Source organism: Zobellella endophytica, from assembly GCF_003012775.1.
In the GTDB taxonomy this organism is placed as follows: domain Bacteria; phylum Pseudomonadota; class Gammaproteobacteria; order Enterobacterales; family Aeromonadaceae; genus Oceanimonas; species Oceanimonas endophytica.
Window position 1 is genome coordinate 138507 of sequence record NZ_PXYG01000002.1, and the last position, 21290, is coordinate 159796.

The 21290-nt window shown below is 62.6% G+C and carries 21 protein-coding genes; 12 read left to right on the forward strand and 9 right to left on the reverse strand.

What is annotated here, in order from left to right; genetic code table 11:
• Position 1: 1 nt before the first annotated feature.
• The 6 genes from C7H85_RS05795 to C7H85_RS05820 all read left to right on the forward strand — a co-directional run bounded on the left by C7H85_RS05795 (position 2) and on the right by C7H85_RS05820 (position 4067).
• Entirely contained in the window at positions 2 to 565 is a 564-nt protein-coding gene (locus C7H85_RS05795; RefSeq protein WP_106728776.1) for an RNA polymerase sigma factor, read from the forward strand.
• The gene (locus C7H85_RS20230; protein ID WP_106728777.1) at positions 552 to 1214 is read left to right on the forward strand and encodes a zf-HC2 domain-containing protein; all 663 of its coding nucleotides are present in this window, start codon (positions 552 to 554) and stop codon (positions 1212 to 1214) included. Before C7H85_RS05795 ends, C7H85_RS20230 begins: the two co-directional genes overlap by 14 nt.
• 80 nt (positions 1215 to 1294) lie before the next feature.
• Positions 1295 to 2074 (forward strand): alpha/beta fold hydrolase, encoded by a 780-nt coding sequence (locus C7H85_RS05805; RefSeq protein WP_106728778.1) that lies wholly within the window; start codon positions 1295 to 1297, stop codon positions 2072 to 2074.
• A 61-nt stretch (positions 2075 to 2135) separates the two neighbouring features.
• Entirely contained in the window at positions 2136 to 2783 is a 648-nt protein-coding gene (locus tag C7H85_RS05810; protein WP_106728779.1) for a hypothetical protein, read from the forward strand.
• Positions 2776 to 3240 (forward strand): MOSC domain-containing protein, encoded by a 465-nt coding sequence (locus C7H85_RS05815; protein WP_158260068.1) that lies wholly within the window; start codon positions 2776 to 2778, stop codon positions 3238 to 3240. Before C7H85_RS05810 ends, C7H85_RS05815 begins: the two co-directional genes overlap by 8 nt.
• 227 nt (positions 3241 to 3467) lie before the next feature.
• Entirely contained in the window at positions 3468 to 4067 is a 600-nt protein-coding gene (locus C7H85_RS05820) for a Yip1 family protein (protein WP_106728781.1), read from the forward strand.
• Between the two features lie 67 nt (positions 4068 to 4134).
• On the opposite strand, the gene purF is transcribed toward C7H85_RS05820, so the two are convergent.
• Positions 4135 to 5655: an amidophosphoribosyltransferase gene (gene purF, locus C7H85_RS05825; protein WP_106728782.1), complete on the reverse strand. Its 1521-nt coding sequence runs from the start codon at positions 5653 to 5655 to the stop codon at positions 4135 to 4137.
• A gap of 20 nt (positions 5656 to 5675) precedes the next feature.
• The gene (locus C7H85_RS05830; protein WP_106729377.1) at positions 5676 to 6161 is read right to left on the reverse strand and encodes a CvpA family protein; all 486 of its coding nucleotides are present in this window, start codon (positions 6159 to 6161) and stop codon (positions 5676 to 5678) included.
• A 308-nt stretch (positions 6162 to 6469) separates the two neighbouring features.
• Here C7H85_RS05830 and C7H85_RS05835 point away from each other — a divergent pair, with 308 nt between their 5' ends.
• Positions 6470 to 6697 (forward strand): DUF2798 domain-containing protein, encoded by a 228-nt coding sequence (locus C7H85_RS05835; protein WP_106728783.1) that lies wholly within the window; start codon positions 6470 to 6472, stop codon positions 6695 to 6697.
• A 57-nt stretch (positions 6698 to 6754) separates the two neighbouring features.
• Here the strand turns inward: C7H85_RS05835 and serS are convergent, their stop codons facing one another.
• From serS to lrp, 5 genes are all read right to left on the reverse strand, one after another.
• Complete coding sequence (gene serS / locus C7H85_RS05840; protein WP_106728784.1) at positions 6755 to 8053, reverse strand: serine--tRNA ligase; 1299 nt, start codon at positions 8051 to 8053, stop codon at positions 6755 to 6757.
• Positions 8054 to 8152: 99 nt separating this feature from the next.
• Positions 8153 to 9478, reverse strand: coding sequence for a replication-associated recombination protein A (locus tag C7H85_RS05845; protein WP_106728785.1), 1326 nt, complete (start codon positions 9476 to 9478; stop codon positions 8153 to 8155).
• A gap of 73 nt (positions 9479 to 9551) precedes the next feature.
• Positions 9552 to 10160 (reverse strand): outer membrane lipoprotein periplasmic chaperone LolA, encoded by a 609-nt coding sequence (gene lolA, locus C7H85_RS05850; protein ID WP_106728786.1) that lies wholly within the window; start codon positions 10158 to 10160, stop codon positions 9552 to 9554.
• Positions 10161 to 10163: 3 nt separating this feature from the next.
• Positions 10164 to 12746, reverse strand: a complete 2583-nt coding sequence (locus C7H85_RS05855; protein ID WP_106728787.1) for a DNA translocase FtsK — start codon at positions 12744 to 12746, stop codon at positions 10164 to 10166.
• Positions 12747 to 12916: 170 nt separating this feature from the next.
• Positions 12917 to 13420, reverse strand: coding sequence for a leucine-responsive transcriptional regulator Lrp (lrp, locus tag C7H85_RS05860; RefSeq protein ID WP_094040810.1), 504 nt, complete (start codon positions 13418 to 13420; stop codon positions 12917 to 12919).
• 693 nt (positions 13421 to 14113) lie between these two features.
• On the opposite strand from lrp, the gene trxB reads away from it, so the two are divergent.
• Positions 14114 to 15070 carry a thioredoxin-disulfide reductase gene (gene trxB, locus C7H85_RS05865; protein ID WP_106728788.1) on the forward strand — a complete coding sequence of 319 codons (957 nt, stop codon included), beginning with the start codon at positions 14114 to 14116 and terminating at the stop codon, positions 15068 to 15070.
• A 2-nt stretch (positions 15071 to 15072) separates the two neighbouring features.
• On the opposite strand, the gene dauA is transcribed toward trxB, so the two are convergent.
• On the reverse strand, positions 15073 to 16857 hold the full coding sequence (gene dauA / locus C7H85_RS05870; RefSeq protein WP_106728789.1) for a C4-dicarboxylic acid transporter DauA: 1785 nt from the start codon (positions 16855 to 16857) through the stop codon (positions 15073 to 15075).
• 106 nt (positions 16858 to 16963) lie between these two features.
• Here dauA and C7H85_RS05875 point away from each other — a divergent pair, with 106 nt between their 5' ends.
• The 4 genes from C7H85_RS05875 (at position 16964) to infA (ending at position 18856) form a co-directional block, all read left to right on the forward strand.
• A complete protein-coding gene (locus tag C7H85_RS05875; protein WP_106728790.1) occupies positions 16964 to 17137 on the forward strand; it encodes a CopG family transcriptional regulator in 174 nt (57 codons plus the stop codon).
• A gap of 21 nt (positions 17138 to 17158) precedes the next feature.
• Positions 17159 to 17860 (forward strand): leucyl/phenylalanyl-tRNA--protein transferase, encoded by a 702-nt coding sequence (gene aat, locus C7H85_RS05880; protein ID WP_106728791.1) that lies wholly within the window; start codon positions 17159 to 17161, stop codon positions 17858 to 17860.
• Positions 17854 to 18561, forward strand: a complete 708-nt coding sequence (locus C7H85_RS05885; RefSeq protein ID WP_168388248.1) for an arginyltransferase — start codon at positions 17854 to 17856, stop codon at positions 18559 to 18561. Before aat ends, C7H85_RS05885 begins: the two co-directional genes overlap by 7 nt.
• 76 nt (positions 18562 to 18637) lie before the next feature.
• Complete coding sequence (infA, locus tag C7H85_RS05890; RefSeq protein ID WP_037439960.1) at positions 18638 to 18856, forward strand: translation initiation factor IF-1; 219 nt, start codon at positions 18638 to 18640, stop codon at positions 18854 to 18856.
• A 159-nt stretch (positions 18857 to 19015) separates the two neighbouring features.
• On the opposite strand, the gene clpA is transcribed toward infA, so the two are convergent.
• Positions 19016 to 21271, reverse strand: a complete 2256-nt coding sequence (gene clpA / locus C7H85_RS05895; protein ID WP_106728793.1) for an ATP-dependent Clp protease ATP-binding subunit ClpA — start codon at positions 21269 to 21271, stop codon at positions 19016 to 19018.
• Positions 21272 to 21290: the final 19 nt, after the last annotated feature.

Here is a 21290-nt window from a genome sequence, read left to right on the forward strand (position 1 = left end):
CATGCAACCGGAGATAGAGTCCGATATCAGGACGCAACTGGTCGGTTTGCAGCCGCGCCTGCGGCGTTTCGCCCTGGGCCTGACAGGCTCCCTGGACGAGGCGGATGAGCTGGTGCAATGTGCCTACGAGCGTGCACTGAGCCACCTGGATCAATGGCAGCAGGGCAGTCGGCTGGACAGCTGGATGTTTCGCATCATTCAGAATCTGTGGCTCAACCAGCTCAGGGCCAACCGGGTACGCCGCCCAGCGGAAAACGTCGATCCGGAGGTGCTGGGCGGTGAGCTGGAAGAGGCCAGTTGGGAAACCAGCCTGCTGTTGCGCCGGATGCGGCAGGGCCTGCAACGCCTGCCCGGCGACCAGCGCCTGGCCCTTATGCTGGTGGTGGTGGAGGGGCTGTCCTACAAGGATGCGGCCACGGTGATGGAGCTGCCGGTCGGTACCCTCACCAGCCGCTTGGGACGGGCGCGTAAGGCATTGAGCGACATACTCAATGGCCGGCCCGGCCTGTGCGGTGACGGCAGGCGCGAACGCGGTAACAAGGGAGGCGATGATGAACGAGATTGATGACCTGACCCTGATGGCCTACCTCGATGGTGAGCTGGACGCCGCGGAGCACGCTCGGATACGCCGGGCCCTGGCCGCCGATCCGGCGGCACGGCAACGGCTGGACTGCCTGCAGGAACAGGATGCTCTGGTAGGGGCAATGTTGAACGAAGCCCTGACCACGCCCATGCCGCCGCTCAGGGCCTTGCACGCGGCGGGAGCCGGCTCCCGGCCGGGCTGGCGCCGGGCCTGGGCATCCTGGTTCCGTCCCTGGCTGCGCCCGGCCCAGTGGCTGCCGCTGCTGGTGATGCTCGCCGTGGCCGGCACCCTGGGCGGTCTCGTCGGCCATGAACAGGGCCTGGGGCAAGCGGGCCGGTTGCAGGCAGAGGCCAATGGGCTGCCCCCGCCTCCATTGTCCCGCCCCCACCGGGAGTTGAGCCGGGCGCTGGAAACCGGGCTCAGCGGGCAACACCTCTCCTGGGAGCGACCCGAGCTCGGCCTGCGCGGCCAGGTCATGCCGGTGCGCACCTACCAGACCGAAGGGGGCATCTATTGCCGCGAGTTCGTGGAGGAACGCCTGACCGCCACCGAACGCATCAGTCTGCAAGGCATCGCCTGCCGTACCGACACCGGCTGGCAGCTGCGCCAGCAGCGAAGCCAGGTATTCTAGTCACGGTGCCGCCCCCGGCACCGGACTCGCTATTGTCGTCGTGGCGGCTAGAATACGATAAAAAATCAGGGCAACCCCAAATGAGCACTACCTGGATTTTGCTGCGTGGACTGATGCGCGAAGGGCGTCACTGGGAAGACTTTCCCGATCAGCTCCGGCAGTGCTTGCCCGGACACCGACTGCTGCTGGCCGATCTGCCCGGCTTCGGTGCGGCCGACCATCAGCAAAGTCCCGCCGCCATGGCGCCGATCACCGACTGGCTGCGCTGGCACTGGCGTGAGGCGCTGAGCGAAGGGCCGGTACGCCTGCTGGCCCTGTCCCTGGGGGGAATGGTCGCCATCGACTGGGCCAGCCGCTACCCGACAGACATCGACGCCCTGGTGCTGATGAACACCAGCCTGGCGGGGCTCAGCCCCTTCTATCATCGGTTGCATCCCCGGGTATACTGGCCGCTGGCGAAATGGCTGTTGTGGGAGCGGGACCCGATCCGGCAGGAAACCGCCATCCTGCACCTGACCAGCCGGCTGCACGCGACGGACAACAACATTATCGCCCGCTGGGCGCAGTTTGCCCGGGAGCATCCCGCCAGCCGGCTCAACACCCTGCGCCAGCTGCTGGCCGCCCTGCGCTACCGGCCGCCCGCACATCGCCCGCCCGCGCCGATGCTGCTATTGAGCGGCCTGGCGGATCGGCTGGTCAGCCCCCGTTGCAGCCAGGCCCTGGCGGACGCCTGGCAACTGCCCCTGCGCCGCCGGGCCGATGCCGGCCACGATCTGACCCTGGATGCGCCCGCCTGGGTCTGCGCGCAGATAGCGGACTGGTCGGCCTCCCTCCCAGCGGCCGTGCCTCCGGCCGGATAAGCCGCCCCCATCGCCGCCGGATGGGTTAGAATTCGGGGAACGACTCTCGGCAGGATGACTCATGCCACACTGGCAGCAGGATTTTATATGGCACTTCCGGCTCAGGCCCGATAGCTCGCGGCTGCGGCTGGTGGTCGCGCGGGCACCCTATGCGCACCGCCTCGGCACACGGCCGCTCGCCGTGTCCGGCCAGGGCGCCACCACCCCCTACTACCGGGAAACCGATAACGTGGCCATGCTGGTGGCGGACTGGGCCCGGATGGAGACAGGCATGGAGGTGATCCTGAGTCTGCTGGCCGGCGGCCCGCAACGGGGTTGGGCCATCGCCGCCTGGCTGGCCAAACACCGGATTGCTCCGCTCGCCTTCGCCGATTACCTCTACGCGCACTTCGGAGTGCTGCTGGCCAATCGCCGTACCCGGGACGGCGATCAGAAGGCCAGGCTGCAACTGTTGCTCAGCACGGAACCACGCCCCGTTTCCCTGCTGTTCGCCGGCGACGAGGCATGTCAGGATTTCTTCGACGAACAAACTCCCGCCGTCCCCTTTGGCGTGGCCATTCATCCCGGCAGCGCCGATCTCGGCCTGGAGCGCGATGCCGGGCTGATGCTGCATCACTGGTACCGGGCCGATGATCAGGCGCTGCTGCGCTCCGGCCCGGACTTTTCCCTCCGTCATTTCCGGGTGCTGGCGCCCGCCGACCATGGCTGAGCTGCACCGCATCCTGATCGCGCCCCGGGCCAAGGCGTCCCTGCAGCCGGCGCTCTCGGTCGAGGCCATCGCCGGCCGGGGCCTGCGGGGTGATCGCTACTTTCTCGCCACCGGCAGTTTCAACCGGGCCGAGTGTTTCACCCACGGCCGGCAGTTGAGCCTGATCAGCCTGGACGCCATCGCTGAATGCAACCGCCGGCTGGGGCTGGCACTGCCCGCCGAGGAGTTTCGCCGCAACCTGGTGATCACGGACCTGGATGTGCCCCTGCTGCTCGGCCGCACCTTCCGTATCGGGGACATCCGCCTGCGGGGGCTGCGCCATTGTCACCCCTGCCGCCTGCTCAGCCGCCTCACCGGGGCCGACATGATGGACGGGCTCAAGGGACTGGGCGGCATTCGGGCCGCCATTCTCAACTCCGGCACCCTGTATCCGGGGGATCCGCTGCGCCTGGAGTAAACCGGCAAACGGCAGGCGGCACAGCCCCGCGACAGCGGCGATCAAAAAGGTGTCATACGAAACCCAATGTATTTGAGCCAGATTACACTTTTGTGGTTTATACGTAGCGGAGCTTGACGCTCATCGGACTCTGGCCAATAACTTGTTAGAGGTGAAAAAACGGCACGATACGGTTTTTCACCCGGGGCCAGTCGCTTGGCGATAGAGCTATTTAAGGGGATAATTCTATGATTCTGAACCATATCTGGGGACTATACGCGCACCCTAAAGAAGAGTGGCACACCATAGACCACCATCACGAAAGTCTGAATTACAGCCTGGTGCATCTGGCATTCATTGCGCTGATACCGGCGGTGTGTACCTTCGTATCCGCCACCGTCATCGGCTGGAGCTTCGGCACCGACAACACCATCATGCTCACCACCCAGAGTGCACTGATGATGTCGGTGGGCATGTATTTCACCCTGATCGGCGGCGTGTTCGCCCTCGCCTACCTGACCTTCTGGATGGCCAAGACCTTCGGGGCCAGCCCGAGCTTTACCCAAAGCATGGAGCTGGCGGCCTATACCGCCACCCCGCTGTTCATGACCGGGCTGGCGGTGCTGTATCCTGAACCCGTGTTCCTGATGATGGTGGGCCTGGCTGGCCTGGCCTACTCCGTCTACCTGCTCTATTCGGGGGTGCCCATCATCATGCACATCCCCGAGGAGCGTGGCTTCATCTACGCCAGCTCGGTGGTGACCTGCGGCCTGGTGCTGCTGGTGTGCATCATGGTCGGCTCGGTCATCGTCTGGAGTTGGGGGCTGGGCCCCGTCTACACCCAGTAGGGTAGCGGGGCCTCGGCTGCAGGCACAAAAAAGGGGTCGTCAGACCCCTTTTTGATACGTTTGTCCCTTACGACTGCCCTTCGTTGTAGATCTCGAGGTGGCTGTTGTCGATGCTGTCCTTCTGCTTGGCACCATCGTTGCGCTGAGCGTTGAGGTCGTCCAGATATTCCTGGTTGACGTCCTGGGTGATGTATTCGCCGGTGAACACCGAGGTCTCGAAGCGGCGCAGCTCCGGGTTGAAGTGGCGCACCGCGTCCTCCAGATCCTCCAGATCCTGGAAAATCAAGCCGTCGGCCCCGATCAGCTGGCAGATTTCATCCACTTCCCGCCCGTAGGCGATCAGTTCGTTGGCGGATGGCATGTCGATACCATAGACGTTGGGGAAACGGATTTCCGGGGCGGCGGAGGCGAAATACACCTTCTTGGCGCCGGCTTCCCGGGCCATCTGGATGATCTGCTCGGAGGTGGTACCCCGCACGATGGAATCGTCCACCAGCAGCACATTCTTGCCGGCAAATTCCGAGGGAATCGCATTCAGCTTGCGACGCACCGACTGCTTGCGCTGCTGCTGGCCAGGCATGATGAAGGTACGGCCGATATAACGGTTCTTCACGAACCCCTGGCGATAGGGCAGGTTAAGATTCTGGGCGATCTCCAGAGCGATATCGCAGGAGGTCTCGGGGATGGGGATCACCACGTCGATGTCCAGCTCTTCCCACTCCCGCGCAATCTTGGCCCCCAGCTTCTGGCCCATGCGCACTCGGGCACCGTAGACGGACACCTTGTCGATAAAGGAATCCGGGCGGGCGAAGTAGACATACTCGAAGATACAGGAGTGATGCTGCGGCTCGGCGGCACACTGCTGGGTGAACAGCTCGCCCTGCTCGGTAACGTACACCGCTTCGCCCGGTGCGATATCACGTACCAGGGTAAAGCCGACCGCGTCCAGCGCCACGCTTTCGGAGGCCACCATGTATTCGATACCGCCGTCTTCGGACTCGCGCTTGCCCAGCACCAGCGGGCGGATGCCGTCGGGATCCCGGAACGCCAGCATGCCATGGCCGATGATCACCGCCACCGTGGCATAGGCACCGCGCACCTTTTCGTGCACCCGGCTGACGGCGGCGAATACATGGGCCGGTTCCAGGTGCAGTTTCTGGGTCTGCTGGTCCAGTTCATGGGCCAGCACGTTGATCAGCACTTCGGAATCGGAAGTGGTGTTGATATGACGGCGGGCCACCCGGAACTGCTCTTCTTTCAGCTCCTTGGCGTTGGTCAGGTTGCCGTTGTGGGCCAGGGCGATACCGAAGGGAGAGTTCACGTAGAACGGCTGGGCCTGGGCCACGCTGCTGCTGCCGGCGGTGGGATAACGCACATGACCGATGCCCACGTTGCCGATCAGCCGCTCCATGTGGCGTTCTTCAAATACGTCCCGCACCAGGCCGTTGGCTTTGCGCTGACGGAAGGTGTTGCCCGAAATGGTAACAATGCCGGCCGCATCCTGCCCTCGGTGCTGAAGTACCGTCAGGGCGTCATACAGCGCCTGGTTTACCGGGGTCGAACCTTGAATACCGACAATCCCACACATGTCCTAATTTCCTCAACTCGCTATGGCTTGGGTAAAAAGCTGGATGAATTCTGCACCAGGCTGAAAAACCACTGGATCACGACGCCGAATTCCGGAATAAGCCGGGACTCCCGCCACCACAGACTCTGTGGGAAGGCGGTCATGGTATCGATGAACAGCAGCATGGCGGCGACGATGAACACGCCGCGTACGGCGCCAAAACAGACGCCGAGTACCCGGTCGGTGCCGGACAGGCCGGTTTTGGTGACCAGCTCACCGACGATATAATTGATCAGGGCCCCCAGGATCAGGGCTAATACAAAGAGAATGGCAATGGCGGCGCCATTGCGGAACAAAAGGTCGGAAATATCGAGGTGAACAGCCAGATCGGCATAAAAGCGGCTGGCGATAAAGAAGGCGGCAACCCAGGTGGCCAGCGACATAGCTTCCTTCACGAAGCCCCTCACCAGGCTGATGAGCGCCGACAGGCCGATAATACCGAGAATTGCGTAGTCTATCCAAACCATCATTTATTGCCGGGGACCTCTTAATTGCCGCGCATTCTACCAAAGGAGACCGGTAAAAGGCGAAGAAAAAGCGGATAAATTTCATTCAACATCAAACTATCCCCTCCGATAAACCGGGAAACGGAGCCGTTGCCCGCCCCCGTTCCCGATGGGTTACAAGTCGTTATAGCAGTTCGCCGCTCCCGGCCCAACCGGCAGGCCGAACACGAACATCCACAGGTAGAAACGTTTGCGTTGTGATCTGGCTGCGCGCCGCGCCGGAGGCTAAACTGGGCGCCCGGCAATAACAATGCACTCGAGGATAAATCATGATTTTCCCCCGCCGCTACGCCAGGCTGGTGTTTCCGGTCTTGATGTCAGTCTATATGGTGAGCGTGATGACCGGGGTCATCACCTGGGTCAATACCGGTATCGACGGCGACTTTCTGGCCCGCTGGGGCCATGCCTTCTGCATTGCCTGGCCCATCGCCTTCCTGCTGATCCTGGTGGGCGCGCCCCGCTTGCAACAGCTGGCGGGGCACCTGCTCCGCCACTGAACGCACAAAAAGCCGGGGCATCAGGCCCCGGCCGACTTTACTGGCTCAGCGACGGATTCAGCCGATAAACTTGAGTCCGCCCATGTAGGGCTGCAGCACCTCGGGCACCGTGATGCGGCCGTCGGCCTGCTGGTAGTTTTCCAGCACCGCCACCAGGGTGCGGCCCACCGCCAGGCCGGAGCCGTTCAGGGTGTGCAGCAACTGAGGCTTACCATCGGCACCGCGCACCCGGGCCTGCATGCGGCGGGCCTGGAAATCGCCGCAGTTGGACACGGAGGAGATCTCCCGGTAGGTGTTCTGGGCTGGCAGCCAGACTTCCAGATCGTAGGTCTTGGCGGCGCCGAAGCCCATGTCGCCGGTGCACAGGGCCATCACCCGGTAGGGCAGGCACAGGCTCTGTAACACCTTCTCGGCGTGCCCCACCATCTCTTCCAGCGCCTCCCAGGATTTTTCCGGGTGCACCAGTTGCACCATTTCCACCTTGTCGAACTGGTGCATGCGGATGAGGCCCCGGGTATCCCGGCCATAGGAACCGGCCTCGGAGCGAAAGCAGGGGGTATGTGCGGTGAACTTGAGCGGCAGTTGGGCCGGCTCGAAGATCTCGTCCCGGCCGATGTTGGTCAAGGGCACTTCGGAGGTGGGGATCAGCGAGAAACGGCGCACCTTGCCTTCTTCCTCCCCCTCGCCCTCGATGGCGGTATGGAATAGATCGGCAGAAAACTTGGGCAACTGGCCGGTACCGTAAAGGCTGTCACTGTTCACCAGATAGGGCACATAGCACTCGGTGTAGCCGTGCTCGGTGGTATGCAGATCCAGCATGAACTGGGCCAGGGCCCGGTGCAGCCGGGCGATCTGGCCCTGCATGATCACGAAGCGGGAGCCGGAAATCTTCACCGCGCCCTTGAAGTCGAGCCCGGCCAGGGCCTCGCCCAGGGCCACGTGATCCCTGGGCTCAAAGTCGAGCTCGGTGGGCTGGCCCCAACTGCGCGCCAACTGGTTGTCGTGCTCGTCCCGGCCGACCGGCACCGACTCGTGAGGCAGGTTGGGGATGGCGGCGCAGAAGGCTTCGATGTCGGTCAGCAGGGCATCCAGCTCGACCTTGCACCCATCCAGTTCTTCGTTGATTTGCGACACCGCCGCCTTCAGCGGAGCGATGTCCTCGCCGCTGCGCGCCGCGGCGCCGATGGCCTTGGAGCGGGCATTGCGCTCGGCCTGCAGCTCCTGGGTACGGGACTGCAGGGACTTCCGCTTCTCCTCGAGCCGGTTAAACAACTCGGTATCCAGGGTGAAACCACGGCTTGCCAGCCGCGCGGCCGTGTCGGCGATATCGCTGCGCAGGTATTTGGGATCCAGCATGAGTTACCTTAATTCTTGTAATGCGTTTGCACGCAGGGTCGGAAGTCAGTTCATCGGCAGCAGTTTATCAGCATACCGGCCGGCGGGCCAAGGCCGGCGCTAGCCGCCGGCCTGCTCGTCCAGGGTTTTCAGGTAGTCGAGCTTGGCCTTGATCTTCTGCTCGAAACCCCGTTCATTGGGCTGGTAGTAGCGCCGCTCCCGCAATGCATCGGGCAGGTAGGTCTCGCCGGCGGCATAGGCCCCGGGCTCGTTATGGGCATAGCGGTACTCGGCGCCGTGACCCAGCTCCTTCATCAGTTTGGTGGGGGCGTTGCGCAGGTGGATGGGCACCTCGAAGTCCGGCTGCTCTTTTGCATCCTGCAGCGCCGCCTTCCAGGCGGTATAGAGGGCGTTGCTCTTGGGCGCGCAGGCGAGATAAACGATGGCCTGGGCGATGGCCCGCTCCCCTTCTGCCGGCCCGACCCGGGTAAAGCAATCCCAGGCGGCCAGGGCCACGTCCATGGCTTTTGGGTCGGCCAGGCCCACGTCTTCCGAGGCGATGGCCAGCAGCCGACGGGCGATATAGAGCGGATCGCAACCGGCGCTGATCATGCGCGCGTACCAGTACAGGCTGGCATCCGGGTTGGAGCCGCGGATCGACTTGTGCACCGCCGAGATCAAGTCGTAATAGAGATCCCCCTGGTTATCGAAGCGGGCCAGCCGCTCACCGGTCACCTCTGCCAGCAGCGCCTTGTCTATCCGGCGTACTTCGTTCCGCTCCTCGGCCATGTCCGCCAGCAGCTCGAGATAATTGAGTGCCTTGCGGCCATCGCCGTCCACCAGCTCGGCCAGGGCCCGCCGCACCCCGTTCGCCAGTTCGATGGACTGACCGCCCAGGCCCCGCTCGTCGGCCAGCGCCTGTTCGATCATCGCCTCCACGTCCACTGTCTCCAGCCGCTTGAGCAGATAGACCCGGGCCCGGGACAGCAGGGCGTTGTTGAGCTCGAAGGAAGGATTTTCGGTGGTGGCGCCGATAAAGGTGACGGTGCCATCCTCTATGTGCGGCAGGAAGGCGTCCTGCTGGGACTTGTTGAAACGATGCACCTCGTCCACAAAGAGGATGGTACGCCGCCCGGCCAGCTTGTGCTCCCGTGCCCGTTCGATGGCGGCGCGGATCTCCTTGACTCCGGAAGTGACCGCCGACACCCGTTCCACCTGGGCGTCACAGTAGCTGGCCACCAGCTCGGCCAGGGTGGTCTTGCCGGTGCCCGGCGGGCCCCAGAGGATCATCGAATGGCAGTGCCCCGCCTCCAGCGCCCGGCGCAACGGCTTGCCCGGCCCCAGAATATGTGACTGGCCCAGGTACTGCTCCAGCCGGGCGGGACGCATCCGCGCCGCCAGCGGACGGAAGTCGTCCTGCTCGAAATCCAGGCTCAGGGTCGTCATTTCACCATATCCCCCGTAAAACAAAGCGATAAGCCGACAGCTTACCGCTTATCACTACCTCTGCTGACTTTTCTTAACGCTGATCGTCGATCATCACCCCGGCGGGCGGGGTGAACTGGAAGCTGTCGGCCCCGGTGGCCGGCGCGGTATTGATATTGCTCAGGGTAAACTCGCTGCGCTGGCCGCCGGACTCGATCACGGTGAAGCGCTCGATGCGGCTGGCGCTATCGAAACGCAGGCTGAACTCCTTGATAAGCTCGGCCGGGTTCTTGCTCGTTACCACGTAGTCGGCGCCGTTTTTTGCCACCCCGTACTGCTGCCAGCGCTGACCGTCACTGCCGGAGATCAACAGGAAGGGGGTATTCAGCACCGCTTCTTCCAGCGGTACTATGCTGACCTGCTCCACGAAGGGATCGTACATCCACACATCGGTGCCGTTGGAGACGATCAGGCTCTCGTCGGGCGAGACCGTGTGCCAGCGGAAACGGTCCGGCCGGGCCAGTTGCATGGTGCCGTCGGCGCGCTGCATCGGCTCGCCCTGCTCATCGAACACCTGCTGGTTGAAGTCGGCAGAGAAGCGTTCGAACGCCGCCAGCTTCTGCTGCAACTCGGCACGGGCATCCGCCAGCGCCACGGCACTGACCGACCACAGCAAGACCCCTAGGGTTGCCAATTTTCTCATTCATTACTCCCTGGCCGGCGGTGGCGCCAGCACTTCTCGTTGACCGTTGCCGCCCGCCGGACTGACGATGCCTTGGTGTTCCATCTGCTCGATGATGCGGGCGGCCCTGTTGTAGCCTATTTTGAACTTGCGCTGTACGCTGGAGGTAGAGCCGCGACGGCTCTCTACGACAAAAGCCACCGCTTCGTCGAACAGGGGATCCAGCTCTTCGTCGCCGCCTTCCGGCGCCTCCCCGGGCAGCAGGCCGTCGCTGCCCACCTCGCCGCTCAGGATATCCTCGATGTAATCCGGCTCGCCCCGCTCCTTCCAGGCGGCCACCACCCGGTGCACCTCATGGTCGTCGACGAAGGCGCCGTGTACCCGGGTCGGGTTGCTGTCGCCGGCCGGCAGGTAGAGCATGTCGCCCATGCCCAGCAGCGACTCGGCGCCCTGCTGATCGAGGATGGTGCGCGAGTCTATCTTGCTCGACACCTGGAACGACATCCGGGTGGGGATGTTGGCCTTGATAAGCCCGGTGATCACGTCCACCGAGGGCCGCTGGGTCGCCAGTATCAGGTGGATGCCCGCCGCCCGCGCCTTCTGGGCGATACGGGCGATCAGCTCCTCCACCTTCTTGCCGACGATCATCATCATGTCAGCGAACTCGTCGATCACCACCACGATGTGGGGCAGCTTCTCCAGCGCCGGCGGATAGGTGTCCATCGACTGGGTCGGCTGCCACAGGGGATCGCGCAGTGGCTCGCCGGCGTCGATGGCCTCCTGCACCTTGGTGTTGAAGCCCTTGAGATTGCGCACGCCCATCGCCGACATCAGCTTGTAGCGGCGCTCCATCTCGCCCACGCACCAGCGCAGGGCGTTGGCCGCTTCCTTCATGTCGGTGACCACTTCGGTCAGCAGGTGGGGAATGCCCTCGTACACCGACAGCTCCAGCATCTTGGGATCGATCATGATAAAGCGCACCTCTTCCGGCGTGGCCTTGTACAGCATCGAGAGGATCATGACGTTGACCCCCACCGACTTGCCCGAGCCGGTGGTGCCCGCCACCAGCACGTGGGGCATCTTGGCCAGGTTGACCACCACCGGCTCGCCGGCGATGTCCTGGCCCAGCACCAGGGTGAGCGGGTGTTCGCTGCGGCGGAAGGGATCGCTGTCCAGCACCTCGCGCAGATAGACGGTTTCCCGCCGGGTGTTGGGCAGCTCCAGCCCCACATAGGGCTTGCCGGGGATCACCTCCACCACCCGCACGCTGATGGCGGACAGGGAGCGGGCCAGATCCCGGGCCAGGTTGGTGATCTTGCTGACCTTGACCCCGGGCGCCAGATCCAGCTCGAAGCGGGTGATCACCGGCCCCGGATAGACCCCCACCACATTGGCCTGCACGTTGTAGTCGGCCAGCTTGGCTTCTACCAGCCGGGCGATGCGCTCCAGTTCGTTTTCGCTCACCGCATGCTGTTTCGGTTTGGGCTTGTCCAGCAGCTCGATCGGCGGCAAGGGCGTCAGATCCGCCTTGCGCCGTGCCGGCGGCGCCACCGGGGCGGGCGCGGCGGAGCGCACCGGCTCGGTCGCCGGTGCCGCGTCGTCTTCACTCAGCCAGGGCAGCTCAAGCTCCTCCTCGTCGTCGTCCAGGGTCCAGCCGTTGGCCTCGGCGATGGTCGCGATGGAGTCTTCCTCGGTGTCGGCGTCGCGTCCACCGAAGACCGGCTCCTTGCGCACCGGCGGTTTTTTCTTCGCCGGCGCCGGACCTTGTTCTGCCCGGGCCGGCGCCGGGGCCAGCAGCGGATCGTCCTGCTCGTCGTGCCAGGATTCCTCTTCTTCCTTCACCGGCGCCCGGCTGCCGATACGCTCCTTCAGCCGGCGCCAGCTCGAGCCCGACGGCTCGGCCGGACTGGCCGGCTCCGGGGGCGCTTGCCGGCTCACCATGGCCGGCTCGCTCTGCCATTCGACCGGGTGCCGCCCCCGGCGTTGTTCCAGCCAGTCGCCCAGCCTGACCGGAGCCTTGCCCAACCAGTCGGGGGCCTCCATCACCGCCGCACCGAGGCGTTCCACGATCAGCAACCAGGACCAGCCGGTGAAAAAAGTGACACCGGTGGCGAAGCCGCACAGCAGCATCAGGGTGGTGCCCAGGGAGCCGAACACCGGATTCATGGCGCCGGCCAGCATGTCGCCGATCAAGCCGCCGGAAGAGAAATAGTAGATATTGCCCAGGTTCATGCTGGCCAGCGCCAGCATGCTGAGCAACAGCATCAGGAAGCCGATGATCCTTAGGCTCAGGGTCAGGTAGCAGATCTCGGTCAGTCGCTTCGGGCGCCACAGGGACACCCAGCCGACAAAAATCATGAAGGGAGGCACCAGATAGGCAGAAAAGCCGAACACAAACAGCATGATATCGGCCAGCCAGGCACCGGCCGGCCCCGCCGCATTGCGAATGTCACCGCCCCACGCCGTCTGCGACCATCCCGGATCCGAGGGATGATAAGACGCCAGCGACAACATCATGAAAATCGCCAGCAAAATAATGATGATCAATCCGGCCTCAAACAGACGCTGTAAACCAGACATGGGAGTAAACAGCTTTTTCTCCGCCAAACGCCCGCTCCTCGCTTGTTATTGTTGTGTCATGCTATCGAAATTCTGCGACAGGGAAGGTCGCTGGAAGGGAAACGACAAACGAGCGGCCGGGGCCGCTCGTTGGTAATGGTTCGATGTGACATCCCCACCCGGCATAAAAATACCAGAGCCGGGCGCGTTAGCACAGCTTATCGGGTATTTATCACCAACCGGTTGCTCTGCTTGACTTCCTCCATCACCACATAGGTGCGGGTGTCATTCACGCCGGGCAGCCGCAACAGGGTCTCTCCGAGCAGCTTGCGGTAGGCGGACATGTCCGCCACCCGGGTTTTCAACAGGTAATCGAAATCACCGGAGACCAGGTGGCATTCCTGGATCTCTTCCAGCTTCTGCACCGCGTCGTTGAATTCGTCGAACACGTCCGGTGTGCCGCGGTTAAGGGTGATTTCCACAAACACCAGCAGAGACGCATCCAGGAATTGGGGGTTGAGAATGGCGGTATAACCTTCGATATACCCCTGGCGCTCCAGGCGGCGCACCCGTTCGAGACAGGGCGTCGGGCTCAGGCCCACCCGCTTGGACAACTCGACATTGGAGATTCGACCATCTTGCTGAAGTTCATTGAGTATGTTGCGGTCAATCCGATCAAGCTCTTTGACCGGACGATTGTTCGCATCCAACACTTCATCCATCCTTTGACTCATTTTCGATACATTCCACTATGAACATTAAACTTATATGGCACAAAACCATGCTTTAGCGCAACACGCCTTTCGGCGGATCCGGGACTTTTCGCCCGGTCGCAGTGCTGCTGTTCGGCAGGATCCCGTGGCCTATCGGGCTGCTAAAAATAAATAAAAAACCACAAAAAACGATTATATATATGAATCAGGCACATCACAGCTTAACACGGCGATGTGTAAACGGGTAGCACATTTGTTTGCCGCTGGCGTCTTAAATACGTCAAAAATGAATTTTTTTACCGGCAGATGGGGATTATCCCTTCTAAAATACTTACTTGAAGAACTTTTCCGCATAACAGCCAAAGCCACCATCAGGCACCGGCAGCACCGACCGCTTCTCCTGCCGACAGCCGGATACCGGCGACTTCACGGTTTTTTATCCGGCATGCCGGCGCTGCTGGCGGCATGCGGCGACAAAGTGGTTATATTGCATAACTATTCGTTATAACCCGATCGTGATCCGCCCGTCACCGTGCCGGTGTGCCCCGCCGTCATCCACCGGACAGCAGCGCCCCGGCCCGGGCCCGGCGTTTCAGGCTCCCGGTCGATTGCCACAATCGTTTTCTTGCGCTTTATTCCACTGGGGCTATCCCCTACAATCGGGCCAGTCTATACGCCTATTCTACAAGGTTGGAGAAACACATGAGCCAAGCCAAACACGCCAAGTTGCTTATTCTGGGTTCAGGCCCCGCCGGCTATACCGCCGCCGTTTATGCGGCCCGGGCAAACCTGAACCCGGTGCTGGTTACCGGCATCCAGCAGGGTGGCCAGCTGACCACCACCACCGACGTGGAAAACTGGCCGGGCGATGCGGAAGGGTTGACCGGTCCGGCCTTGATGGAACGCATGAAAGAGCATGCCGAGCGCTTCGAGACCGAGATCCTGTTCGATCATATCAACGAAGTCGAGCTCACCCAGCGCCCGTTCCGGCTCAAGGGCGACAGCGGTGAATACACCTGTGACGCGCTGATCATCGCCACCGGTGCCTCCGCCAAGTATCTGGGCCTGCCTTCCGAAGACGCCTTCCAGGGCCGGGGCGTGTCCGCCTGCGCCACCTGTGACGGATTTTTCTACCGCAAGCAGAAAGTGGCGGTGGTGGGCGGCGGTAATACCGCGGTGGAAGAAGCCCTGTACCTGGCCAACATCGCCTCGGAAGTGCATCTGGTGCATCGCCGGGAACAGTTCCGCTCCGAGAAGATCCTGATCGACCGGCTGATGGACAAGGTCAACAACGGCAACATAGTGCTGCATACCAACCGTACCCTGGACGAAGTGCTGGGCGACGACATGGGCGTCACCGGCATCCGCCTGAAAGACACCCGGTCCGATGCCACCGAACAGCTGGACGTCGCCGGCGTCTTCATCGCCATCGGCCACCAGCCCAACACCCAGATTTTCGAAGGCCAGCTGGCGATGGAGAACGGCTACCTCAAGGTGCAGTCCGGTCTGCATGGCAACGCCACCCAGACCAGTATCCCCGGCGTGTTCGCCGCCGGCGACGTGATGGATCACGTCTACCGCCAAGCCATCACCTCGGCCGGCACCGGCTGCATGGCCGCCCTCGACGCCGAACGTTACCTCGACGCCCTGAACCAGTAAGGTCAGGGCAGCACTTCCCTGACTCGCTCCGGCCGCGGCGATGCCGCCGCGGCTTCCTCCTCTTCCAGCGCCTCCAGTGACTCCAGCGCCTCCTTCAGGGTCGGATAAAAGGCCAGCAGGCCGGGAATCGGCCGCAGCCTGGCCCTGGCCAGGGTCTTGAGCGGCTGGTATTGCAGATCCGCCACCAGTACCCTGCTCCCTTGCTGGCGACACCGATCGATAAACTTGTTGAGCGCGGCCAGCCCGCCCGCATCCAGGATGGACACCCCGTCCATATAGAGCACGACTCCCCTGCGCCCTGTACACAGCCCGGCCAGCTCTCCGAACACCCGATCCGCGGCGGCGAAGAACAGCGGACCGTTGATCTTGAACACCGACCATCCTTCGGGCAGGCCGCCCTCCACCAGCCGCTTATGCCGGGAAATATCGCTGACCCGGGTCATGTCGGCGATCTCCTTCATGAACAGCACCGCCGCCACCAGAATGCCGGCCGTGATCGCCAGCACCATGTCGAACAGTATGGTCAGGGAGAAACAGGTCAGGAACACCAGGATATCGCCGAGCGGGGCCGTTTTCACCAGATGCACCGCCTTGTGGGCCTCGCTCATGTTCCAGGCCACCACCACCAGCAGCGCCGCCATCGCCGGCATCGGCAGCCAGGCCAGCCAGGACGCCAGCAACACCAGTCCTGCCAGCACCACCAGCGCATGCACCATGGCCGCCACCGGAGACTCGGCCCCGGCCCGGACGTTGGCGGCCGAGCGGGCAATGGCGGCGGTGGCGGTAATGCCCCCGAAAAAAGGCGTGATCAGGTTGCCGATCCCCTGCCCCAGCAGTTCGCTGTTGGCGCTGTGCCGCTTGCCGGTCATGCCATCGAGCACCACGGCACACAGCAAGGATTCGATCGCTCCCAGCATGGCGATGGCAAAGGCGGCCGGCAACAGGTCGCGCAGCAACGACCAGCTGAACGTCAGCGGCACGCCGTCCGGTCCCGGCTGCAGCCAGGGCCAGATAAAGTCCGGCAACACCGGTGGTATGCCCTGGCCATGGCTGCCGTCGGGCAGCAGGTAGCTGAAGCGGCTGCTGATGGTGTCGATGGCCCAGCCCTGCTGGTTCAGCCAGCCGGCGGCCAAACTGGCCAGGATCACCGCCGGCAGGTGGGCCGGTATGCCGGTTTTCAGCCGGGGCCAGAGCAGCATGATGGCGAGGGTCAGCAGGGCCACCGCCAGGCTGGGCCAGTGCAGGGCGGGCAGGCTATCCGCCAGCACCGCCAGCTTGCCCAGGTAGTGTTCGGGCAGGGCGTCCAGGCCGAGTCCGAAGAAGTCCTTTATTTGCAGGGTCGCGATCACCACCGCGATACCGCCGGTAAACCCCAAGGTCACCGGCTCGGGGATATATTCGATCAGGCGGCCGAGCCGCACCAGCGCCATGCCGATCAGCAAGACTCCGGACATGGCGGTCGCCAGCAGCAGGCCACCTAGCCCATACTTCTGGGAGATGGGGTAGAGGATCACCACGAAGGCGGCGGTGGGGCCGGAAATACTGAGCCGGGAGCCGCCGGTCAGCGCGATCACAAAGCCGGCGATAATGGCGGTATAGAGTCCGTACTGGGGCGCCACTCCGCTGGCGATGGCCAGCGCCATGGCCAGCGGAATCGCGATGATGCCGACGGTGATACCGGCCAGCACATCCTTCAGCAGCCGACGCCCGCCGTAAGCCTCCTGCCCGCAACTTTCACGCAGCGCGTGACCTATACGCAGTGAAAACAGATGGGCACGATGAGGCATGGCGTTCTCCAGCGGCGGCTTGCACGGGAATGGTATGATGATTATATTCTCATCAATGAATCACACAATGTTAATATGATTAACATGTTGAAAAGCCGGAGGTACCATGGAACAGAGGACGGCACGCCTGACCTTGCTCATCGATCCCAGGAAAAAGGCCCTGTTCGAACAGCTGTGCGCCCGGGAAGACGTGACTCCTTCCCAGAAGGTCCGGCAATTCATCCGCGAGTATATCGAGGAAAAAACCGGCAAGGACTGGCAGGATGCCGGGCAGGAATAACACACCGGCACGGGAGCCGACATGACCATACTGATGCAGCTGGACGACAGCCTGTGGTTTCCCGATCCGGCGCTGGCGCTGGAGGATCCCAACGGCCTGCTCGCCATCGGCGGCGACCTGCGCCCGGCCCGGCTGCTGCTGGCCTACCGCATGGGCATCTTCCCCTGGTTCGACCGCAGTCAGCCGCTGTTATGGTGGTCGCCCGACCCCCGGGCGGTATTGGAGCCGGACCGGCTTCATGTCAGCCGCAGCCTGGCCAAGCTGGCGCGTCGGCAACACTACCACCTCACCATCAACACCGCCTTCGAACGGGTGATACATCAATGCCGGGCACTGCGCGAACACCATCAGGGCACCTGGATCACCGCCGAAATCGAGCAGGCCTACTGCCGGCTGCACCGGCAGGGACAGGCCCATTCGATCGAGGTCTGGCAACAGCAGCGGCTGGTGGCCGGCCTTTATGGCATCAGCCTGGGCCGCCTGTTTTGCGGGGAATCGATGTTTAACACCGTCAACAACGGCTCGAAACTGGCGATGCTCGGGCTGTGCCGGCATTTCTCCCGGCACGACGGCGCCCTGATCGACTGCCAGCTGCCGAACCCGCATTTGACCAGTCTGGGGGTCACCACCTGGCCCCGGGCCCGTTTCTTACATAAACTCAAAGAGCTGCAGCAACAGCCTGTGGCGGATCCATGCTGGCAACCGGGTGAACTGGTATTATGAGGGAAGTGAATCTCAAGGTAGGCCTGACCCCCAGGCATCAGTGCAGCTACCTGCCCGGACGGCAGGAGCAGCTGCTGGTGCTGCTCGACAAGGAGCTGTTGTGTCCGCTGGGGTACGAACGCCTGCTCAGTGCGGGTTTTCGCCGCAGCGGATCGGATATCTACCGTCCGCACTGCCAGTCCTGCCACGCCTGCGAATCGCTGCGGATTGACGTCGCCCGTTTTGCCCCCAGCCGCGGCCAGAAGCGGATCACCCGGCTCAACCGGGATATCCGGGTGCGGGTGAACGAGCAGGACAAGCCCGAGTACTTCCGGCTGTATCAGCTCTATATCAACGAGCGGCACCGGGACGGGGCCATGTACCCGGCCAGCCGCCAGCAGTACGACGGTTTCCTGCTGTGCCACTGGCTGCCACCGGTGTTCGTGGAGTTCTGGCTGGAGCAGCGGCTGGTAGCGATAGCGGTCACCGACCTGCTTGGCAACGCGCTCAGCGCCATGTATACCTTTTACGACCCCGACCTGGAACACCGCTCCCTCGGTACCTTCGCCATCCTGAGCCAACTGCGGCTGGCGGCCGAGCTGAACAAGGAATGGCTGTACCTGGGCTATCAGGTGGATGATTGCAAGAAAATGAGCTATAAACAGCACTTCCGCCCTCACCAGCGACTGGTGGCCGGCCAGTGGCTGGCGATGAAAGACTGAGCGGAAACTTTACACCCAGAGCGAAATCCGGCATGATCCATGCCGTTTTTATTGCCTGCGTTAACAAGAGGACTCAATGGCTAAAGAAGACAGTATTGAAATGCAGGGGACCATCCTGGAAACCTTGCCCAACACCATGTTTCGCGTTGAGCTGGAAAATGGCCATGTGGTCACCGCTCACATCTCCGGCAAGATGCGCAAAAACTACATCCGTATCCTGACCGGCGACAAGGTCACTGTCCAGCTGACTCCCTACGACCTGTCAAAGGGACGCATCGTCTTCCGCGCCCGTTAATCCGCTCGCCCCTGTTCCGACTTTGCAAGACGGCTGCCGTATCCGCCAGCTGTGTCTTTGGGCGACTCGCTTCGCCCCTCACTCCGTCAGGCATTCACCTCTTGGATAAAAAATGCCCGGAGCCTGTGGCTCCGGGCATGTCGGTGCCGATCCGCCACCTCAGTGCGCCAGCGACGCTTCCGACTGATAGTCGAAATGCAGCTTGTCGTCCTCGAGGGTGACTTTCACCGTGCCGCCACCGACCAGTTCGCCGAACAGCAACTCGTTGGCCAGCGGTTTTTTCAGCTGCTCCTGGATCACCCGCCCCATCGGCCGGGCCCCCATCGACCTGTCGTAGCCTTTCTCGGCCAGCCAGTGGCGGGCCTGCTCGCTGACCTCCATCGACACCCCCTTGGCATCCAGCTGGGCCTGCAGCTCGACGATAAACTTGTCGACCACCCGGTGGATAATGTCCATGTCCAGGTGATTGAACCAGATGATATGGTCGAGCCGGTTGCGGAACTCGGGCGCGAAGGTGCGGTTGATTTCGGTCATGGCGTCGTGGCTGTGATCCTGTTGCTGGAAGCCGATGGACTTGCGTACCGTTTCCTGTACCCCGGCGTTGGTGGTCATCACCAGTATCACATTGCGGAAATCCGCCTTGCGGCCGTTGTTGTCGGTGAGGGTACCGTTGTCCATCACCTGCAGCAGCAGGTTGAACACGTCCTGGTGCGCTTTTTCAATCTCGTCGAGCAGCACCACCGCATGAGGATGCTTGATCACCGCATCGGTGAGCAGGCCACCCTGATCGAAGCCCACATAACCGGGAGGCGCCCCGATCAACCGGGATACGGTATGGGACTCCATGTACTCGGACATGTCGAAACGAATGAGCTCGATGCCGAGGATGCGTGCCAGTTGTTGGGTGACCTCGGTCTTGCCCACCCCGGTCGGGCCGGCAAACAGGAAGGAGCCGATGGGGCGCCTTTCATTGCCGAGGCCGGAGCGGCTCAGGCGAATGGCGTCGGTAAGCACTTCTATCGCCTTGTCCTGGCCGAATACCACCATCTTGAGGTTGGGCTCGAGGTTCTTCAGCGCTTCCTTGTCGGAGCTGGACACCGACTTTTCCGGGATGCGGGCAATCTTGGCCACGATGGCCTCGATATCGCCCACACCGATGGTTTTCTTGCGCTTCGACGGCGGCATCATGCGGATTTGGGCGCCGGCCTCGTCGATAACGTCGATCGCCTTGTCGGGCAGATGACGGTCGTTGATGTACTTGGCAGACAGTTCGGCCGCCGCCCGGATGGCCTTGCTGGTATAGCGCACGTCGTGGTGCGACTCGTAGCGGCTCTTCAGCCCCAGCAGGATCTTGGTGGTGTCGTCCACCGACGGCTCCAGGATATCGATTTTCTGGAAGCGCCGCGCCAGGGCCCGATCCTTTTCGAAGATTTGGCTGTATTCCTGGTAGGTGGTGGAGCCCACGCAGCGGATCTGACCGCTGGACAGCAAGGGTTTCAGCAGGTTGGCCGCGTCCAGCTGGCCGCCCGAGGCGGCCCCCGCCCCGATGATGGTATGGATTTCATCGATGAACAGGATGGCCCCCTTCTGCTTTTCGAACTGCTTGAGCAGCGCTTTGAAACGCTTCTCGAAATCCCCCCGGTACTTGGTGCCCGCCAGCAGGGAGCCCATGTCGAGGGAATAGATAGTACTGCCGGCGATGATCTCCGGCACATCATGATGCACGATGCGGTAGGCCAGTCCTTCGGCGATGGCGGTCTTGCCCACCCCGGCCTCGCCCACCAGCAACGGGTTGTTCTTGCGCCGGCGGCACAATACCTGGATGGTACGGTTGAGTTCCTGATCCCGGCCGATCAGCGGATCGATGCGTCCTTCCTTCACCCACTGGTTGAGGTTGATAACGAAGCCTTCGGTCTGGTTGTTGGCCGCCTCTTCGGGATTCTCTTCCTGATGGGAGGAGGGTGCCTCGTCCGGCTGACCGTCCTTACGGATACCGTGAGACAGGAAGTTGACCACGTCCAGCCGGCTCACCTGGGCCTTTTTCAGCAGGTAGGCGGCCTGGGATTCCTGTTCGCTGAAGATGGCGACCAGCACATTGGCACCGGTCACTTCGGCATTGCCGGAAGACTGCACGTGGAACACGGCCCGTTGCAGTACCCGCTGGAAGCCGAGGGTCGGCTGGGTTTCGATTTCATCGTCGCCCACCGGGATCAGCGGCGTGGTCTGTTCGATAAAGGAGTGGGTTTCACGGCGCAGCTGCTCGACATCGGCACCACAGGCCGCCAGGGCCTCCTTGGCGGCCGGGTTGTCCAACAGGGCGAGTAGCAGGTGCTCCACCGTCATAAACTCGTGGCGAGCGCGACGGGCTTCGTTGAAAGCTTCGTTCAGCGTGCTTTCAAGGTCTTTGTTCAACATAGGCACCTCCCCTAAAAAA